The sequence below is a fragment of the uncultured Jannaschia sp. genome (genome assembly GCF_947494055.1).
GTDB lineage: Bacteria > Pseudomonadota > Alphaproteobacteria > Rhodobacterales > Rhodobacteraceae > Jannaschia.
Genome location: NZ_CANLTR010000055.1, coordinates 1 through 17,108 on the forward strand (window position 1 = coordinate 1; position 17,108 = coordinate 17,108).

The 17,108-nt window shown below is 66.0% G+C and carries 17 protein-coding genes and 3 pseudogenes; 11 read left to right on the forward strand and 9 right to left on the reverse strand.

Annotation, left to right across the window (positions count from 1 at the left end; translation table 11 throughout):
* The first annotated feature begins 25 nt into the window (after window positions 1-25).
* The 5 genes and pseudogenes from Q1A87_RS20960 (at window position 26) to Q1A87_RS20980 (ending at window position 4,084) form a co-directional block, all read left to right on the forward strand.
* On the forward strand, window positions 26-1,633 hold the full coding sequence (locus tag Q1A87_RS20960) for a phospholipase D-like domain-containing protein (RefSeq protein WP_299656089.1): 1,608 nt from the start codon (window positions 26-28) through the stop codon (window positions 1,631-1,633).
* A gap of 37 nt (window positions 1,634-1,670) precedes the next feature.
* Window positions 1,671-1,931: a hypothetical protein gene (locus Q1A87_RS20965; protein WP_299656091.1), complete on the forward strand. Its 261-nt coding sequence runs from the start codon at window positions 1,671-1,673 to the stop codon at window positions 1,929-1,931.
* 167 nt (window positions 1,932-2,098) lie between these two features.
* A complete protein-coding gene (locus Q1A87_RS20970) occupies window positions 2,099-2,230 on the forward strand; it encodes a hypothetical protein (RefSeq protein WP_299656093.1) in 132 nt (43 codons plus the stop codon).
* A gap of 15 nt (window positions 2,231-2,245) precedes the next feature.
* Window positions 2,246-2,737, forward strand: a pseudogene (gene pcm / locus Q1A87_RS20975) (protein-L-isoaspartate O-methyltransferase); the annotation flags it as partial.
* Between the two features lie 66 nt (window positions 2,738-2,803).
* Window positions 2,804-4,084, forward strand: a complete 1,281-nt coding sequence (locus Q1A87_RS20980) for an erythromycin esterase family protein (RefSeq protein WP_363323039.1) — start codon at window positions 2,804-2,806, stop codon at window positions 4,082-4,084.
* A 719-nt stretch (window positions 4,085-4,803) separates the two neighbouring features.
* Here the strand turns inward: Q1A87_RS20980 and Q1A87_RS20985 are convergent.
* The gene (locus tag Q1A87_RS20985; RefSeq protein ID WP_299656095.1) at window positions 4,804-5,526 is read right to left on the reverse strand and encodes a DUF533 domain-containing protein; all 723 of its coding nucleotides are present in this window, start codon (window positions 5,524-5,526) and stop codon (window positions 4,804-4,806) included.
* 434 nt (window positions 5,527-5,960) lie between these two features.
* Here Q1A87_RS20985 and Q1A87_RS20990 point away from each other — a divergent pair, with 434 nt between their 5' ends.
* From Q1A87_RS20990 to Q1A87_RS21010, 5 genes are all read left to right on the forward strand, one after another.
* Window positions 5,961-6,527 (forward strand): sulfite exporter TauE/SafE family protein, encoded by a 567-nt coding sequence (locus Q1A87_RS20990; RefSeq protein ID WP_299656097.1) that lies wholly within the window; start codon window positions 5,961-5,963, stop codon window positions 6,525-6,527.
* Window positions 6,482-6,754, forward strand: coding sequence for a hypothetical protein (locus tag Q1A87_RS20995; RefSeq protein ID WP_299656099.1), 273 nt, complete (start codon window positions 6,482-6,484; stop codon window positions 6,752-6,754). The genes Q1A87_RS20990 and Q1A87_RS20995 overlap by 46 nt, the downstream gene beginning before the upstream one ends.
* Window positions 6,751-7,143 (forward strand): type II toxin-antitoxin system VapC family toxin, encoded by a 393-nt coding sequence (locus Q1A87_RS21000; protein ID WP_299656102.1) that lies wholly within the window; start codon window positions 6,751-6,753, stop codon window positions 7,141-7,143. Before Q1A87_RS20995 ends, Q1A87_RS21000 begins: the two co-directional genes overlap by 4 nt.
* Before the next feature lie 352 nt (window positions 7,144-7,495).
* On the forward strand, window positions 7,496-8,419 hold the full coding sequence (locus tag Q1A87_RS21005; protein ID WP_299656105.1) for a dihydrodipicolinate synthase family protein: 924 nt from the start codon (window positions 7,496-7,498) through the stop codon (window positions 8,417-8,419).
* Window positions 8,416-9,066 (forward strand): LysE family translocator, encoded by a 651-nt coding sequence (locus Q1A87_RS21010; protein ID WP_299656108.1) that lies wholly within the window; start codon window positions 8,416-8,418, stop codon window positions 9,064-9,066. The genes Q1A87_RS21005 and Q1A87_RS21010 overlap by 4 nt, the downstream gene beginning before the upstream one ends.
* A gap of 197 nt (window positions 9,067-9,263) precedes the next feature.
* Here the strand turns inward: Q1A87_RS21010 and Q1A87_RS21015 are convergent, their stop codons facing one another.
* The 7 genes and pseudogenes from Q1A87_RS21015 to Q1A87_RS21045 form a co-directional block, all read right to left on the reverse strand.
* Window positions 9,264-10,163: a DMT family transporter gene (locus Q1A87_RS21015; protein WP_299656111.1), complete on the reverse strand. Its 900-nt coding sequence runs from the start codon at window positions 10,161-10,163 to the stop codon at window positions 9,264-9,266.
* Window positions 10,164-10,183: 20 nt separating this feature from the next.
* A complete protein-coding gene (locus tag Q1A87_RS21020; RefSeq protein WP_299656114.1) occupies window positions 10,184-10,909 on the reverse strand; it encodes a 2-dehydro-3-deoxy-6-phosphogalactonate aldolase in 726 nt (241 codons plus the stop codon).
* Between the two features lie 2 nt (window positions 10,910-10,911).
* Complete coding sequence (hemA, locus tag Q1A87_RS21025) at window positions 10,912-12,141, reverse strand: 5-aminolevulinate synthase (RefSeq protein WP_299656116.1); 1,230 nt, start codon at window positions 12,139-12,141, stop codon at window positions 10,912-10,914.
* 40 nt (window positions 12,142-12,181) lie between these two features.
* A complete protein-coding gene (locus Q1A87_RS21030) occupies window positions 12,182-12,310 on the reverse strand; it encodes a DUF2474 domain-containing protein (protein ID WP_299656118.1) in 129 nt (42 codons plus the stop codon).
* Complete coding sequence (gene cydB / locus Q1A87_RS21035) at window positions 12,294-13,301, reverse strand: cytochrome d ubiquinol oxidase subunit II (RefSeq protein WP_299656120.1); 1,008 nt, start codon at window positions 13,299-13,301, stop codon at window positions 12,294-12,296. Before cydB ends, Q1A87_RS21030 begins: the two co-directional genes overlap by 17 nt.
* Window positions 13,298-14,726: pseudogene (locus Q1A87_RS21040) on the reverse strand (cytochrome ubiquinol oxidase subunit I). Before Q1A87_RS21040 ends, cydB begins: the two are co-directional and overlap by 4 nt.
* 170 nt (window positions 14,727-14,896) lie before the next feature.
* Window positions 14,897-15,304 carry a DUF983 domain-containing protein gene (locus Q1A87_RS21045; RefSeq protein ID WP_299656121.1) on the reverse strand — a complete coding sequence of 136 codons (408 nt, stop codon included), beginning with the start codon at window positions 15,302-15,304 and terminating at the stop codon, window positions 14,897-14,899.
* A gap of 161 nt (window positions 15,305-15,465) precedes the next feature.
* Here Q1A87_RS21045 and Q1A87_RS21050 point away from each other — a divergent pair, with 161 nt between their 5' ends.
* Window positions 15,466-16,836 (forward strand): PLP-dependent aminotransferase family protein, encoded by a 1,371-nt coding sequence (locus Q1A87_RS21050; protein WP_299656123.1) that lies wholly within the window; start codon window positions 15,466-15,468, stop codon window positions 16,834-16,836.
* A 39-nt stretch (window positions 16,837-16,875) separates the two neighbouring features.
* Here Q1A87_RS21050 and Q1A87_RS21055 read toward each other — a convergent pair.
* Window positions 16,876-17,108 (reverse strand): annotated as a pseudogene (locus tag Q1A87_RS21055) (hypothetical protein); the annotation flags it as partial.

The following is a 17,108-nucleotide window of genomic DNA, read 5'->3' on the forward strand; positions in this document are numbered from 1 at the left end:
GCTCAATGAACGAGCGACACCAGCTATGAAGAAGCAGGTGGACGCCAGTTCCTACACCACGCCCCGGGACACTACCGGTTCGATCGTGGACCAGCCGAACGATTCAGAATCCCTGCTAGAGGCGGAGCACCGGTGCTGGCGGATCGCGCACGCCGAGCAGATCGGCCTGATCGTGGACGCCGCCGACTACTTCGCCCACCTCCGCCGGGCCCTGATGGCGGCCCGGCACGAGGTTCTCCTGATCGGCTGGGATTTCGACTTCGAGATCGACATGCTCCCCGGAGAGAGCGACGCGGACGGCCACGCGCCTGACGGTCTGCCCAATGCCCTCGGCGACTTCCTCGAGACGGTGGTGGCGCGCGCGCCCGATCTGCGTCTCTATCTTCTCAAATGGAACGGCTCCGTTCTCGTGACGACGGGGCGTCTCCTGCCGGCGCTGGCGTTCCGCATCTGGACCGACGAGCGCATCCGCTTCGCGCTCGACGGCCATCACCCGTTCGGGGCATGCCACCATCAAAAGATCATCGTGATCGACAACGCCCTCGCGTTCTGCGGCGGCATCGACATCACGGAGGGCCGGTGGGACACGAGCGAGCATGTCCCGAACGATCCGCATCGACGGAACAAGGACGGATCGCCAGCCGAGCCCTGGCACGATGCCACCCTCGCGCTTACGGGGCCGGCCGCCGAGGCTCTGGGCGAACTGTCCAGGACGAGGTGGCGGCGCACCACCGACGAAACACTCGAGCGTCCCGACGGGACCGTCGACGCGCTCTGGCCTGACGGTCTGCCCGTGACGCTGCGCGACGTGGACGTGGCCGTCGTACGCACCGAGCCACCCTATGACGGAGAACCACTTGTGAACGAGATCGAACAGGTGACCCTCGCGGCGATCGCCGCGGCGCGCGAGGTCGTTTATATCGAGTCCCAGTATTTCGCCGCCGAGACGGTATGCGCGGCGCTGGAGCGGCGACTTCGCGAGCCCAATGGTCCCGAGGTCATCGTAATCAACCCTGAAGCTGCGCTCAGTGTCGTTGAAGACCGTGCCATGCACTCGATCCGCGGTCGAATGATTCGACGCCTGCAAGCCGCCGATCGGGAAAAGCGGTTCCGGATTTGGCATCCCGTGAATGCCGCGGGCGAGCCGATCTATGTCCATGCCAAGATCCTCATTGTCGACGACCGGCTCTTCAAGATCGGATCGAGCAATCTCGACGACCGGTCCATGGGCTTCGACACCGAATGCGACGTGGCTTTCGAAGGTCGCGACGCGGCATCTGCCCAGGCCATCACAGGTATTCGTTCGCGGCTTCTTGCCGAGCATCTTGGCACGTCGCCGGAAGTGGTGGAGGAAACGCGGTCCAGGACAGGATCGCTGATCGGGACGATCGCCGCGTTGAATCCCTCCGAGGGGCGCGGCCTGCGCGCGATCGAGCCTTTGCCCGAAGGGCTCTTGGGAGGGTTCTTCGCGGACACGCGTCTGCTGGATCCGCGATACCGGGTAGGACAGCCTTCGATCGCGGGGCGCGGGCTCCGCCCGCGTCATCTCGTGATCGGCACCGTCGCTGTTGGCCTATGCCTCGGCCTGTGGATGACCCGACGCCGTTGGAGCAGCCCGCACCGTCCGGGATAAGGTGACGGGACTATTGCTTGTTCAGTCCCGGCAGGTCGTGGCGCTCGACGTCCGCGACACCGAGGCGGTGGTGGCCGCCCTGCTTGGTCTTGGCGTTCCCGCGAGGATCGTCTGGGGCGCGGCGGACCGGTTCCCGAAGATCCGATATGGCGAGCGCCTCACGCGCGCGTTCTCTGCGCCGCTGCGACGGATCGGGGGCGGAAAGCATTTTGCTCTTGAGGACCATCCCGGTGTGGTCGCCAACGAGATCAATGCCCGGGTCGCGACGGCTTCCGCGTCGAGCCCGCGGTCCGTTTGAACAAGGGCCGAGAAAGCGATGAACATTAATGCACTGAAACGGGTTTGACAGAAGCCTGCGCGGCGACTGCGCTCTGCAGACGGTGGGTGGATATCGGCGGGGGCTGCCATCAACGCAGACGGCTTCCGCCTTCCGGCCGAAAACCGCGACCAGCGGCAGGAGGCGCCATGACCGAGACATCCGACAGACGCGCGCGCATGGTGGAGACGCAGCTCGAGGCCCGTGGCATCCGCGACGGTTATGTGCTGGAAGCGATGCGCAAGGTCCCCCGCGAGGCGTTCGTGGAGGCCGGCGACTAGGAGGTCGCCTACGAGGACGGCCCGCTCCCGATCGGCCAGGGCCAGACGATCTCGCAACCCTACATCGTCGCGCTGATGATCGAGTCCGCGGGTCTCGGGTCCGGCGACCGCGTGCTCGAGATCGGCACCGGCTCGGGCTACGCCGCGGCGGTGATGGCCGAGATCGCCGGCACCGTGACCACCGTCGAACGCCACGGCGGGCTCGCCGACGCGGCACGCGCGCGGCTGGCGGCGGAAGGGTACGGCACCGTCGCCGTGCATGTCGGCGACGGCACGCTCGGCTGGGCTGACAGCGCGCCCTACGATGCGATCCTCGTTGCCGCGGGCGGACCCTCAGTCCCGCAGGCGCTCAAGGAGCAACTTGCGCCCGGCGGGCGGTTGGTGATTCCGGTGGGCGAGACCGGGGCGGCGCAGGGCCAGTCCCTGCTCAAGGTGACCCGCACCGGGCCGAACGACTGGACGCAGGAGCGGATCTCGGGCGTGCGCTTCGTGCCGCTGATCGGGGCGCAGGGCTGGACCGAGGAGGGCCGCCGCGCCGCCAGCGCGCAAGGGCCGGGCCGCAGCCTGCCCGAGATGATCGCCGACGCGGCCGAGCCCCTGCCCGGTTTCGAGGATCCGGCCTTCGGGCGGATGTTCGACCGCTGGGCAGACCGGCGGGTGATCCTGCTGGGGGAGGCGAGCCACGGGACGTCGGAATTCTACCGCACCCGCGCGGCGATAACGCGCCACCTGATCACGCATCGTGGCTACGACATCGTCGCGGTCGAGGCGGACTGGCCCGATGCCGCGGCGGTGAATCGCTTCGTCGGACATCATGCCCGGCGCCAGTTCGAGGCGCCCGCCTTCATCCGCTTCCCGACCTGGATGTGGCGCAACACGGTGGTCGAGGGCTTCGCCGACTGGTTGCGCGGGCACAACGACGGCGTGGCGCCGGACCGTCGCGCGGGCTTCTACGGGCTCGACATCTACAACCTGCGCGATTCCATCGCCGCGGTGCTCACCTATCTGGACGCGCACGATCCCGAGGCGGCGCGGATTGCGCGGGAGTGGTATGGCTGCCTGACGCCGTGGCAGAAGGATCCCGCCACCTACGGCCGCGCGGTGCTGAGCCGGGGCTACGAGACCTGCGAGGAGAAGGTGATCGCCCAGCTTCGCGACCTGCTGGAGAAGCGCCTCGAGCTCGAAGGGCAGGACGAGGCGAGCTTCCTCGACGCGGCGCAGAACGCGCGTCTGGTCCGCTCCGCCGAGCGCTACTACCGGGTGATGTATTACGGCGGTGCCGAAAGCTGGAACCTGCGCGACAGCCACATGTTCGAGACGCTCGAGCACCTGCTCGACGCCAGGGGGCCAAAGTCGAAGGCCGTCGTCTGGGCGCATAACTCGCATATCGGCGATGCGCGCGCCACGGAGATGGGCAAGGTGCAGGGCGAGCACAATATCGGCCAGCTCTGCCGCGAGCGCTTCGGCGAGGATGTCGCGCTGATCGGCATGGGCACCCATACCGGCACCGTCGCTGCTGCGACCGATTGGGGCGGCGACATGGAGGTGAAGACCGTGCGCCCGTCGTGCGAGGACAGCTACGAGAGACTGTGCCACGAGGCCGGGCAACCCCGCTTCCTGCTCGACCTCGCCGCGGCCGGGCCGCTCGGGGAACGGCTGGCGGAGGAGAGGCTGCAACGCTTCATCGGGGTGATCTATCGGCCCGAAACGGAGTTGCAGTCGCATTATGCCGAGACCGCGCTTTCGCGGCAGTATGACGCTTGGCTATGGTTCGACGAGACGACGGCTGTGACACCGCTCGCGCCCGATCACCGCCGGGCGGGCGCGCCGGACACGTGGCCGTTCGGAACGTGACGGGGCAGGTGGACGCGTTTTTGGCAGGCGTTGCTAGGGCGATTTGCGCAACCGTTGACTCAGCGGGTGGAACGGTGCGGGGATCGAGGAAAGGCGAAGACAGGTCGCGTTCGCGCCTCTTGCTGATCGTCTCTTTCCTCGATCGCCGAACGGATAGTGCCAGCGAGGCTTTCGGGCTCGAAGGACATCCGCGCGGCGCCGCCTAGATCATGCGCAAGCGCCCGTTTGAAGAGCAGTGAGCCTTAGCTCCATCGTGCCGGCGGCGAGACCGGCGGACTGCCTCGTTCGCGCCGTGTGCCTTGGAGCATTGAGGCCCGCGACACGCGCTGCTGTCATGAGGCCATCGCCGCGTCGAAGTCGGGATGAGCCGCGTCAGGTTCCTTGGACCGACGCCTATGACGCGCGACTTTGACCACCAAGCCGCCCAGCTCCGGACCCACATCGCCATCCTTGATCGCTGCACCGCCCCTGGCATTCCGTCATCCGGCACGCAGGTTGGACTCGTCCCAAGAGAAGGGCATTCATTCGCGGGCAGACCGCGCAACACGGTCCAACTGCCAACAAAAAATAGAATTATATAAACAGGATCACATGCTTCTCGATGGTCTTGGTTTCAAGGCGGTAATTCGCGCTCGTGAACTCAAGGACGATGGCTCTCTCTTGATCTTCCCCTGCGATTTGCCCTGCCGCCATTCGTTACTTCGCCAAGGGATGCGACGTCACGTGGCAAGCTCCTCGACCTCGGCGGCCTGCTGGTCCGACAGCCCAAGCCGCTGTCGGAGATCGGACAGGTAAGCCCTGTTCGGGGCCGTTTCGCCGTCGACGGCGGCACGGGACGCCAGATAGAACTGTTCGGCCGTCTCCTCGTCATTTACCTTGGCGAGCAACTCGTCGAGGGGCTTCGGATTCGCGATCTCGCGTTCCATGACGCGACGATCTTCGTCGTCAGCGCCGGACTGCTCGACTTCCTGCATGATCCGCTGCCGTTCTTCGGTCGACATCGCACCATCCGAATAGGCGGCGGCGACCATTGCCCGGATGAGCAGAAGCGCGGTCTGGTCGCTGAAGCTTTCGGCCGCCCGCTTGTCCTCCCGCAGATCCTCTTCCGCGCCACCGCGTGTTGCGCCGGCTCCGCTGTGGCCCGCCTCCGTGTTGCCGGTCAGGCGGTCTGCCACGCCTTGGATCATGCTGGAAATTCCGCCACTGGAGCTTGCTGACCGGCTTGCGGTCGCGGCGCTTCCACCGGTCCGACTCTGCTGGTCCTGATAGGCGCGGTAAGCCATATATCCGAGCGCGGCGAGACCCATCTTGCCACCCATCATCGGCTGCCGCCGATAGCCGAGGCCACCAAGCATCGCCGAGGTTCCGAGCGATCCCCGTCGCCGTCCCCGCCCCGCCATGCGGCTAACAAGCATCGTACCGAGTATACGCTTGAGGCTCATGCTGGCTCTCCTCTCCTGCACCGCGCACAACGCTCGCATGTACGAAGCGTTCCGCATCTGGACGTCGCGCAGATTCGGCATTGGGCCAACTCCTACGATACCGCGGCAACGATGTTCTCGCGAGACCGGTGCGTGTCCTGATAACCTCCTCCTTCCCGCGCCGCCTCCTCTGCCGCTCCAGAGACGTTCGACCTGAGGTGCCGGTAGGTTTCTGACGGATTGGTATCGGCAGGCATTGCGATCATGCGGATTGCCGGGGCGCCGTGGGGATGCTCGGGATATTTCTCCATAGGGTCACGTACCCGCAGGTCACGGCAGGAGTTCCCGGGACGATGCCACGACCGATGCCGAACATCGGCTTTATAGGGGCGCGCGCAGAAACCAAACTGCTATGCCCCGACCTTGCGGTGTCGAACAATCGACTGGGAGGAACCATGATTGACTGGCCCGAGCTTCTCATGGGTGCCACAGCTCTGGCGCTCGGCGGCGTTCTCAAGGGCGCGACAGGCGCGGGCGCACCCCTCCTCGCGGTGCCGGTTCTGGCGATGCTCTACGATATTCGGCTGGCGGTTGCGCTGTTCACATTTCCAAGTCTCGTCCCGAACATCTGGCAGGGATGGGCCTACCGCCACAATCTTCCGCCATATGCGCTGGTCTTCGGCTTCGCCCTTGGCGGCGCATTCGGCGCCGGGGTGGGAACGGCGATGCTGGTCAGCCTGTCGCCCGACCTTCTCATGCTGGGGGTGGCCGTCGCCGTTCTAATCTACGTGACCTTTCGCCTCGCGCAGCCGGACTGGGCGCTCGACATGCGGGTGGCTGTACGTCTGGGAGTTCCGATGGGGCTCGCGGGCGGAGTGGAGTGCGCCCTTCGGCTTGGACACGTCAGGCCGCCTGTTTTGACCGAACCGGGGCGTCTCTCTCCTCGAACTGCACAGGGCTCAGGTAGCCGCGCTCCGTGCGCGACGCCATGGGGCTGTCGGGCGACACCAAGGTGCACCTGACCATGGAGGGCGATGTCGTGCGCCTGGAGCCGCTCGGCCACCGCGTGCGTCGGGCACGGGAGCTGTACCGCGCCGCAGTTATGACCCCGCGCACGACGGAGGACTTCCTGCGCGACCGGCGCGCGGAGGCCGAGGCTGACGAGACCGGCGTCGTGCCGCGTGAGGCGGATGCGGTCGAGGGAAGGGGAGGGGGGTCGAGTGGCGACCAGACGGGAGGTGCAGCGTGACCGACGTCGTCCTCGACGCCTCGGCCGTGCTCACGACGCTGCGCGAGGAGTCGGGCGGCGACAGGGTGGCCGAATACATCGGCCGCGCCGCGATCTCGGCGGTGAACCTGCAGGAGGTGGCCAAGGAGATGCTGCGCGAGGGCGCCTCGCTGGAAGCGACACGGGCGGCGCTCGACGAGCTGGGCCTCGACGTGCGCCCGCACGATGCGGAGGCGGCCTATCAGGCGGCAGCTCTTTATCCGCAGACGAGGCAGCATGGCCGGGGCTTGAGCGACCGGACCTGCATGGCGCTCGGACTGCAGCTCGGTGTGCCGGTGCTGACCACGGACTGGGAGTGGGGAAACGTCGTGGTCGAGGGCCTCAAGATCCAAGACGTGCGCCCGGGGTAGGTGTCCCGGCGGGGCCTCTTCGTCTTGGGACACCGGCCGCCTGCAACCTTGCCGATCCGGCTCGCATCATCGAGGCACTCAGCGCAACGCCTGGCCGGCTGAATGGCTTTGGGCTTTAGCTATGAGCAACCGCAGCGGGTCGCTCAGGTCGGGCGGCAGCGTCGGTCAGCAAGATGATCGTTTGCAGAGCGACTCGAAGGGAGCGACATTCGCACCTGAGCAATGCAGACAGGAAGCCGCAGGAATCCTTGCGCTCGGCATGCAGTGCGCAAGTCACGATTGGCGCGCGTCATGCGCCTGTGGCGTTCCTCTCCCAGCCTGCTTAGGCAGGGGCTGAGCAAAGGACGTTCGCATGACCCTGTTTCGTGGCCTCTCCGCCTTTCCCCTGACGCCGACCGATGCCGCTGGTCATGTGGAGGTGGACGCCTTGAGCCGCGTCTTGGGTCGCATTGCGGCGGCCGGAGCAGATTCCGTGGGCCTTCTGGGCAGCACGGGGGCTTATGCCTATCTTACCCGGCCCGAGCGGCGGCGCGCCGTCGAGACCGCCGTCGACTGCCTTGCGGGCCGGACGCCTCTCGTCGTGGGCGTGGGGGCGCTGCGCACCGACGAGGCGATGGCTCTGGCGCGGGACGCCGAGGAGGCCGGAGCCGATGGCCTGCTGCTTGCGCCGGTGTCCTACCAATCCCTGACCGAGGGGGAGGTCTACCGCCTCGTGCTGGACGTGGTCGAGGCGACCAGCCTGCCGCTCTGCCTCTACAACAACCCCGGTACGACGCGCTTCACTTTCAGCCCAGCTCTCATTGCCGAGCTGGCCCAGGTGCCCGGGGTCGCGGCGGTGAAGATGCCCTTGCCGGCGGACGGCGACTTTGCCGGCGAGATCGCCCGCCTGCGCAGGATGGTGCCCCCGGGCTTCGTGATCGGCCACAGCGGCGACTGGGGTGCGACCGACGCACTCCTGGCCGGCAGCGACGCCTGGTTCAGCGTGGTGGCCGGGCTCCTGCCCGAGCCCGCCCTCCAACTCACGCGGGCGGCTCAGGCAAGCGAGGCCGAGGAGGCCCGGCAGATCGACGCGGCCTTCGCACCGCTCTGGTCGCTCTTTCGCCAGTTCGGCAGCTTCCGCGTCGTGTACGCCTTAGCGGACACGCTGGGGCTGGGCACCTTCGCGCCGCCGCGCCCGCTCCTGCCCCTCGGACCGGAAGTTCGGGCGCGCCTGGACGAGGTGCTGGACCGGATCGCGGCCCTGTCTCCTTTCACCCCTGCCGAAGGTGCCTCATGATCGACCCCCACCAGTTCGCCCTGTTCTTCGCCGCCGCCCTTCTGCTTGCCGCCACGCCGGGGCCGGGGATCTTTTATGTGGCCGCCCGCACCCTCTCGGGTGGCCGGGCCGAGGGGGTCGCGTCGAGCTTCGGCACCGGCTTGGGCGGACTCGTGCACGTGACCGCCGGGGCCGTGGGGGTGTCGGCCCTGGTGCTGGCCTCGGCCCAGCTCTTCACGGCCCTCAAGCTCGTAGGTGCGGCCTATCTGGTCTGGATCGGGATCCGCACGATCCTGGCCGCGCGCCGGGACGCGCAGGCCATCGCGGCGGGCTTGGAGCCCGCGCCGCCCGTGGGCGCGCGGCGCGCCTTCCGCGAGGGGGTCGTGGTGGAGGCGCTGAACCCCAAGACGGCGGCGTTCTTCCTGGCCTTCCTGCCGCAGTTCGTGGACGTGGGGGCGGGCCACGTGGCGCTCCAGTTCGCCATCCTGGGCGTGACCTCCGTCATCCTGAACACGCTCGCCGACCTCGTAGTGGCCGTAGTGGCGGGACGCACGCAGGAAGGTCTTGGTGGCCGACCCGGCCTGGTGCGCCGGCTGCGCGAGGCTTCAGGCGGCGCCATGGTCGTCCTTGGATTGGGTCTGATGCTCGCGCGGCGGCCGGCGAGCTGATCGCACAACTCTTGAGTTGTCGACCGGCGGCGATGGCTATCACGGCCGTTCCACTAGTTTATAGACCCACACGTGAGGCGTTCTAAAGTTGCTAGCAGACCCTAAAGTAACGGCGGAAGCGTTGCACCCGGCTGCTGCGCTAGGGTGCATCCTGAGGTAACGCGGCCATTCATTGCCTTGGGGGTTCTGCGTTCCGGTTACTGTTCGACCGATCTCAACCGCTTTTTTTGCCCGCGCCACAGGATGAAAAGGCCGGACAGCACGATCAGCCCCGATCCTACCAGCATCCCGGCAGTCAGCGCCTCACCGAACAGCACGATCCCCAGGGCGGTCCCGAACAGAAGCCGGGTGTAGCGAAATGGTGTGACAGCCGACACATCCCCGGTACGCATCGCCTTCATCAAGCAGGAGTAGGCTCCAATGCCGACAAGAATGGCGCCCGCAAGCAGCACAGCGGCACGCGCATCGGGAAGCTGGAACGCTTCACCCTGCCACAGGAAAAACAGCAGACCTGCAGCCGCCAACGCCAAAAAGCCGTAAAGGCCGAGGATGGCGGTGCTCAGGCTACGGGGTGCAGCACGGCTGGCTAGATCGCGCCCTGCAAAGCCAAGCATGCCAACAAGCGCCAGAAGCGACAGGGCCGAAAACCCCTCTGTCCCCGGACGAAGGATAATAAGGACGCCCATCAGCCCAACGATGATGGCCGTCCACCGCCTCCAGCCCACACGCTCGCCAAAGATCAGGGCCGCAGAGGCCACCACCACCAGAGGCGTCGCCTGCAGGATCACCGTCGCAGTCGAAAGGGGGATCAGCGCCAAGGCCAAAACATAGAACAGCCGCCCGGTGATCTCAAAGAGCACACGGATCCGCATCGCAGGCGAGACGACATCCGGTGTCAACAGAGCATCGCCCTGACGATGCGCAAGAGCGGCGAAGATCACTGCCCCGCCCAAGCCGAAGATGATCAGGATTTGCCCGACAGGCAGAATATCGGACACCGCCTTTACAAGCGCGTCCTCCAAAGCAAAGGCCGCCATGGCTGCGATCATCCAGAGCGCGCCGGTGACGTTCTGGCGATGGACGGGATCGGTCTTCAAGGTCACGTTCCGCTCTGCTGTCACGCCGGCAGTTCATCCAACGCGCTTGTGCCGTGATGGCAGGCTCGCTCGATCTCCAGGTAAAGCCCGTTCATCAGCCGCAAGGGCTTGAACTCGTCCTCGCTGACCTCGCGGCCCGCCAGGCTTGGACATAGGCTCTGCCTCTCCGCCGCACTGAAGCCCGGCTTGTAGAGACCGCTGCCCAGACCAAATCCGCCTGCGCCAGCCGCAACGTAGGGAGCAATCCCTTCGGGCTCAACGCCGCCAGTCGGGCACAGGGGAAGCTCCGGCGGAAACACAGTCCTCCAGGCACGCAGGATCGCTGGAGGAACCGCCTCGGCGGGGAAGATCTTCAGCGCGTCCGCTCCGGCGTCGAGGACTGCGAAGTCCTCCGTCGGGGTGGTCTCCCCGGGCATTGCGATCAGCCCTCGACGCTTGGCAGCCGCGATGAGCGCGGTGTCGCCATGGGGCGTGACCATCAGCGACCCGCCGGCATCTCGAAGCTGATCGAGCTGGGCCTCCGTCCGCACAGTGCCTGCGCCGACCAGGACCCGGTCACCGAAGTGGCGTGCCAGCCGCTCGATACTGGTGAACGGATCCGGCGAAATGAGCGGGACCTCGATAAGGCGGAATCCCTCCTCCACGAGGACCTCTCCGATGGCGTTGACCTCATCGGGAGTCACCGAGCGCAGGATGGCGACAAGGGGAAGATCCTGGAACGCGGACTGGAACTCGGTGCTGTTCATGATCAGGCAGCCTTTCCGGGGCATTTGGGTCGCCAGCCCAGCTCGGCGCGCGCTGCGACGAGCGCGGACACGAGCGCCTGGCTGTGATCCTCGGTGTGGAACGGCGTTGGTGTGATCCGGAGACGCTCCTGTCCGCGGGCCACGGTGGGATAGTTGATGGGCTGGACATAGATGCCGTGCCGCTCGAGCAGGAACTCGCTGATCTGCCGGCACAGGTGAGCGTCGCCGATCAGGACCGGCAGGATATGGCTCTGAGTCGGCGCCAAGGCAAAGCCTTCCACTTCGAGCAGTTCCTTCACCCGCGCGACGGCCGCCTGCTGGCGGTCCCGAAGCTCGCCGTCGGCCTTGAGATGGCGCACCGCCGCAGCCGCGCCAGCGGCCAGATGCGGGCAGAGGGAGGTAGTGAAGATGAAGCTGTCGGCGAAGCTGCGTATGACATCGACCAGGAGGGCGGAACCCGCCACATAGCCTCCCATCACGCCGAAGGCCTTCGCGAGTGTGCCTTCAATGACGGTGATCCGGTGGGCGACGCCGTCGCGCTCCGCCACGCCCGCGCCGGTGCGTCCGTACATGCCGACGGCATGCACCTCGTCGAGGTAGGTGATGGCCCCGTACGTCTCTGCGAGATCGCAGATCGCGGCGACAGGAGCCACGTTGCCGTCCATGGAGTAGACGCTCTCGAAGGCGATGATCTTCGGCCGCTCCGAGGCAACAGAGCGGAGCAGTTCTTCCAGATGACCGACATCATTGTGGCGGAAGACATACTTCTCGGCCCCTGAGCGGCGGATGCCCTCGATCATCGAGTTGTGGTTCAGGGCGTCGGAGAAGATGGCGCAATCCGGAAGCAGCTGCCCGAGCGTACCCAGGGCGGCCAGGTTAGAGATCCACCCGGAAGTGAACAGCAGCGCTGCCTCCTTGCCGTGGAGGTCCGCGAGTTCCGCCTCGAGAGCCACGTGCTGGTGATTTGTGCCGGGGATATTCCTGGTCCCGCCCGTGCCTGCGCCCGCTTGCAGCAGGGTCTCGTGCATGGAGGAGAGCACCTTCGGGTTTTGCCCCATGCCCAGGTAATCGTTGCTGCACCAGACGGTCACCTCTCGGGTGCTGCCGTCAGGACGATGCCAGCGGGCCCTTGGGAAAGCCCCGACGATGCGCTCGAACTCGACGAAGGTCCGGTAGCGCCCATCAAGGCGTGTCTCGGCCAAGAGGGCTTCGAAGTGAGAGAAAGGATTCATGATCCGCTCCAGAGCAGAAGGTTATCCCGGACAGGGCCCCTCAAGTCCCCAGCAGCCACCAGCGGATCACGGCACCGACGAGCGTGACGGAGAGGACCCCACCGGCCCAGAGGCCTCCGAACCACAGGAGGCGTTGGACGAGCGGCGACTCATCAGTGGTAGCCTTCATGATCTGTCTTTCCTCGGAATACCCAGTAGGACCACGCTGTGTAAGCGAGGATCATCGGGATCAGGAACACGGCCCCGACCAGCACGAACTTGAGGCTGCTCTCAGGAGCTGCGGCCTCGGCGATGGTGACCGCCCCGGGCACGATGTCCGGAAAGATGCTGATGCCAAGCCCGACGAAGCATAGGAAGAACAGCCCCAGCGTGAGCAGGAAGGGCGCCCGCTCATGCCGGTCGTCGAGACTACGGAACAGGAGCACCGTTCCGGTGCCGACCAGGAGAGGCACCAGCGCAGCCGCGATCACGCCCGGCATCTCGAACCAGCGCCGCCAGTACTCCTGCTCGAGGAACGGCGTTGCGGCACTCACCACCGCGATCGACGCGACGGTCGCAGGGCTGAGCCGTCGTGCATAACGGTAGGCGCGGTCCTGAAGCGGGCCTTCGGTCCGCATGATGAGCCAGGTTGCCCCCAGCATGGCATAACCTGCGACGACGCTGAGGCCGACGAACAGACTGAAAGGTGTGAGCCAGTCCCACCAGCCGCCAGCGTAGGCGCGGCCCTCGACATGGATGCCCTCGAGGAGCGCCCCGAGCGTAATTCCCTGCGTCAGTGCGGCCAGGAGCGAGCCTCCGGCAAAGGCCACATCCCAGGCCGGGCGATGCCTTGGGTCGCGCCAGCGGAACTCGAAGGCCACGCCTCGGAAGACAAGCGCCAGGACCATGGCGATAATCGGGGCGTACAGGGCTGGCAGGATGATGGCGTAGGCCAGCGGGAAGACAGCCAACAGGCCACCGCCGCCCAGGACGAGCCAGGTTTCATTGCCGTCCCATACGGGCGCGATGGAATTCATTGCCGTATCGCGCTCACGCCCGACCTGGAGCGTGGGGAAGAGGATTCCGATCCCGAGGTCGAAGCCGTCCATTACCACGTAGGCGAAGACAGCGAAGGCGATGATGAAGGCCCAGATGGTGGCGAGGTCGAAGTCGTAGATCATCGCTGACCCTCCTGAGGTTCGGAGAGGACGGCGGATGCGGGAGTGATGCCTGCCGTCCGGATCGGACGTTCGAGACTGGCCTCCGTGGCGGGCTCGCCGGCGTGCGGAGCCGCTGCCATCAGCCGGAGGAGATACCAGATGCCGATTCCGAACACGATGAAGTAGATCACCACAAACGCCAGGAGCGACGCGGCTACGGCGGGTGCGTCCAGCGGTGAAGCGGACTCGGCGGTTCGCAGGAGCCCATAGACCGTATAGGGCTGGCGCCCCACCTCCGTCGTGACCCATCCCGCCAGCACCGCGATCGAGCCCGAGGGGCCCATGAGCACGGCGAAGCGGTGAAGGAGCGGCCAGTGGAAGAGCGTGCCGCGCCAGCGTGCGAGCAGGCTCAGGGCGCCCATGGTGATCATCAGGAGGCCTAGGCCCACCATGATGCGGAAGGACCAGAACACGATCGGCACCGGCGGCCAGTCTTCGCGCGGGATCGTGTCGAGCCCGTCCATGGGCGCATTCAGATCGTGCTTGAGGATCAGGGACGACAGACGACACCTTCGGGATCGCGAGGGGATAGCGGATCTCGCCGCTCTCCTGGTCAGGGATGCCGAAGAGGTAGAAGGGGGCACCATCGGGATGGCTTTCGTAATGCCCCTCCATGGCCATGACCTTGGCGGGCTGGTGCTCCATCGTATTGAGGCCATGGAAGTCGCCGACGACGGCCTGAACGGGCGCTACCAGGGCAGCCATCCACATGGCCATCGAGAACATGATCCGCGCGCCGGGGTTGGCGCGGTCCTTCAAGAGGTGCCACGCACCCACGGCACCCACGATAAAGGCGGTCGTGAGATAGGCCCCAAGAACCGTATGCATGAGCCGATAAGGAAAGCTGGGGTTGAACACGATCGCCCACCAGTCGTCGGGGACGAACTGGCCAGCCTCGTTGACGCTGTAGCCCACGGGCGTGTGCATCCAGCTGTTGGCGGACAGGATCCAGAAGGCCGAGATGAAGGTGCCCACGGCCACCATGAGCGTGGCCGTAAAGTGCAGCCCCCGACCCACCCGCTTCATCCCGAAGAGCATCACGCCCAGGAAGCCTGCCTCCAGGAAGAATGCCGTCAGCACCTCGTAGGCCATCATTGGCCCGATGATGGGGCCCGCCCGATCGGAGAACACCGACCAGTTCGTTCCGAACTGGTAGGACATGACAATGCCCGACACGACACCCATCGCGAAGACGATCGCGAAGATCTTCAGCCAGTAGCGGAAGACGGTCAGGTAGACTTCGCGTCCGGTCCACAACCACAGGCCTTCAAGAACGGCGAGGAAGCTCGCCAGCCCGATCGAGAACGCCGGGAAAAGGAAGTGGAAGGAGACGGTAAACGCGAACTGGATTCGCGCCAGCGTCAGTGCGTCAAAACTCTCGAGCATGGTTGTCCCGTGAGATGATCATCGGTCGGATCGAAGGCGCTCGAGCAGAGCGCTGCCTGAACGGCGTGTCGCGCTTCAGGCTTGACGTACCGACGTGAACCTCGCCCTCGTGTCAGGCGTAAAGGCCAACAGTCCGCATCGGCACGCCGCCTCCGCAGCGCGCGTCCTGATCAGAACCCGTGCATCCGCTTGGCCCACTGCACTCCGACCAGCATGCCCTTGAAGCGGGGCAAAAGGAACAGCGACAGGCCAACGGCCAGCCCGCTCACGACCAGAATCATGGTGAGCGGCTCCAACTCCCAGACACTCCAGAGGATGTGAAGGGCGAAGCCCACGAAGTGAGCCACGATCAATATGGAAAGGTAGGCCGGACCGTCATCGGCTCGGGCGTGCGAGAGGTCCTCGCCGCATTCGGGGCAGTTGGCGTGGATCTTGAGGTAGTGGTGCAGAATGCGCCCCTCCCCGCAGGCCGGGCAGCGCCCCATGAGGCCCCGCAGGACAGCCGGACGCGCAGGGCGATTCTCTCCATCGTCCTGATCGTTGTGGGCAAGTTGAGCGACTTGGCTGATGGCAGTCATGGAAGGCCTCCCAGACATTTCGTGTTCGACTTCCGGACACATACTAAATTTGTATGGATAAGTGTATGCGTCACTTGTCGCAGTGTCTGCAATAGCGATTTGGAAACTGGCAGCTATATTGCCAAGGTAACCCTTCCCCTTGCGCAGGAGGCGCCACTCCCGTGTCCCACTGGACCCCTCGGATCAGCAGCGAAGGCGGGCCGATCTACCGCGGGCTGGCGGATGCCATCGCCCTGGACATCGAGGCGGGACGGCTGCGACCTGGTGATCGCCTGCCACCGCAGCGCCGTCTGGCGGAACTCCTCGAGGTGGACCTTACGACCGTGTCGCGCGGCTACGCCGAAGCGCAGTCACGTGGCCTGATCGAGAGCCAGATTGGGCGTGGGACCTTCGTTGCGGACAGCTCCAGGGGCTCTGGCGCGAGCGACCCGCGTCGGGGCGACGAGGTCGACTTGACCATGAACCTTCCCCCGGAGCCCAGCGACCCGGACTTGCTCACAAGGATGCAGGAGGGAGTCGCGGCCGTCGCGGCCGACCTCACCGCCCTGCTGCGCTATCAGTCGCCGGTCGGTGCCGAGGTCGACCGGCAAGCAGCGCGACTGTGGCTTGGACAGCGCGGGCTTGAGGCCGAGGTGGACCGGATCGCCATCACGCCGGGGGCCAACGCCACGATCTTTGCCGTCCTGGGCACCATCGCTCGCGACGGAGGTGTCGTGCTCTCGGAGCGGATCACCTATCCGGGGGCGCAGGCGATCACCCGGCGCTGCGGATATCGGCTGATGAGCCTTGAGGAGGACGCAGAGGGGATCACGCCCGAGGCTCTGGAGGGTGCCGTTCAGGAGCATCATCCTCGCGCACTCTATCTCAATCCCACGCTGAACAACCCGACCACACGCACAATGCCGATGAGCCGGCGCCAGGAGATTGCGACCGTGCTGCGCAGGCACCACCTGCCGCTCATCGAGGATGACGCGTACGGGTTCCTGCCGGCATCGGCGCCTCCCCCTATCGCGTCGCTTGTACCCGAGCTCTCCTGGTATGTTGGAGGCTTGGCCAAGGTCTTCGGTGGCGGCCTGCGTCTTGCTTTCACGGTCGCTCCGGATGCGCGGTGTGCCTATCAGCTCGGTCAGACACTGAAGACGATCGCGGTCATGCCGCCCATGCTCTCGGCAGCCGTCATGACCCGCTGGATCGAGGATGGCACGGCCGATCTCGTGCGAGACTTCGTGCGGAAGGAAGCCGCGGCGCGCCAGACGATTGCCTTGAAGGGGCTGGAGGGCTTCGATCTCGAGAGCCAGCCCGAAGCGCTCAACATCTGGCTACGGCTCCCCGAGGGCGTCAGCCGGGCCGACGTCGTGGCGCGGATGCAGGGCGTGCGTATCGGGATCCTGCCGAGCGACCCGTTCGTGGTGATGGGCGAGCGGCCGGAGGCCCTGCGGATTTGTCTGGGCGGGCCCATGAGCCGGGAAAAGCTTCGGACTGGACTCTCGCGCCTCGCCAACACCCTCGGGGCTGGCTACTGGCACGGGTAGGTTGGTCCAGGACGCTCAGCGCGACCCGGGAGCTGTCCTCTAATGATCTCCCCGCGCCTCCCAGCCCTGAACGATCTGCGGCAGTCTGGTTTCCACCCAGTCGGCCAGACCTCTGACCTTCTCGGCGGCCTCCCGGCCCAAGGCAAGAAGCGCCAGGCGCTTCCGTCGCAGAGGCACTACCGGGCGGGTCGCAATGGTATCCGTCCGTTGTGACTGCTCTGACGGTGAGCCTCTGCTGTCGATAATGTCCATGATCGATAATGGACATCTTG

Coding starts and splice junctions, on each gene's coding strand:
- Q1A87_RS20960 (WP_299656089.1), top strand. CDS start 26: ATGAAGAAGCAGGTGGACGCCAGTTCCTACACCACGCCCCGGGACACT.
- Q1A87_RS20970 (WP_299656093.1), top strand. CDS start 2,099: ATGACCGAGACATCCGACAGACGCGCGCGCATGGTGGAGACGCAGCTC.
- Q1A87_RS20980 (WP_363323039.1), top strand. CDS start 2,804: ATGATCGCCGACGCGGCCGAGCCCCTGCCCGGTTTCGAGGATCCGGCC.
- Q1A87_RS20985 (WP_299656095.1), bottom strand. CDS start 5,526: ATGAGCCTCAAGCGTATACTCGGTACGATGCTTGTTAGCCGCATGGCG.
- Q1A87_RS20990 (WP_299656097.1), top strand. CDS start 5,961: ATGATTGACTGGCCCGAGCTTCTCATGGGTGCCACAGCTCTGGCGCTC.
- Q1A87_RS21005 (WP_299656105.1), top strand. CDS start 7,496: ATGACCCTGTTTCGTGGCCTCTCCGCCTTTCCCCTGACGCCGACCGAT.
- Q1A87_RS21010 (WP_299656108.1), top strand. CDS start 8,416: ATGATCGACCCCCACCAGTTCGCCCTGTTCTTCGCCGCCGCCCTTCTG.
- Q1A87_RS21020 (WP_299656114.1), bottom strand. CDS start 10,909: ATGAACAGCACCGAGTTCCAGTCCGCGTTCCAGGATCTTCCCCTTGTC.
- hemA (WP_299656116.1), bottom strand. CDS start 12,141: ATGAATCCTTTCTCTCACTTCGAAGCCCTCTTGGCCGAGACACGCCTT.
- Q1A87_RS21030 (WP_299656118.1), bottom strand. CDS start 12,310: ATGAAGGCTACCACTGATGAGTCGCCGCTCGTCCAACGCCTCCTGTGG.
- cydB (WP_299656120.1), bottom strand. CDS start 13,301: ATGATCTACGACTTCGACCTCGCCACCATCTGGGCCTTCATCATCGCC.
- Q1A87_RS21045 (WP_299656121.1), bottom strand. CDS start 15,304: ATGACTGCCATCAGCCAAGTCGCTCAACTTGCCCACAACGATCAGGAC.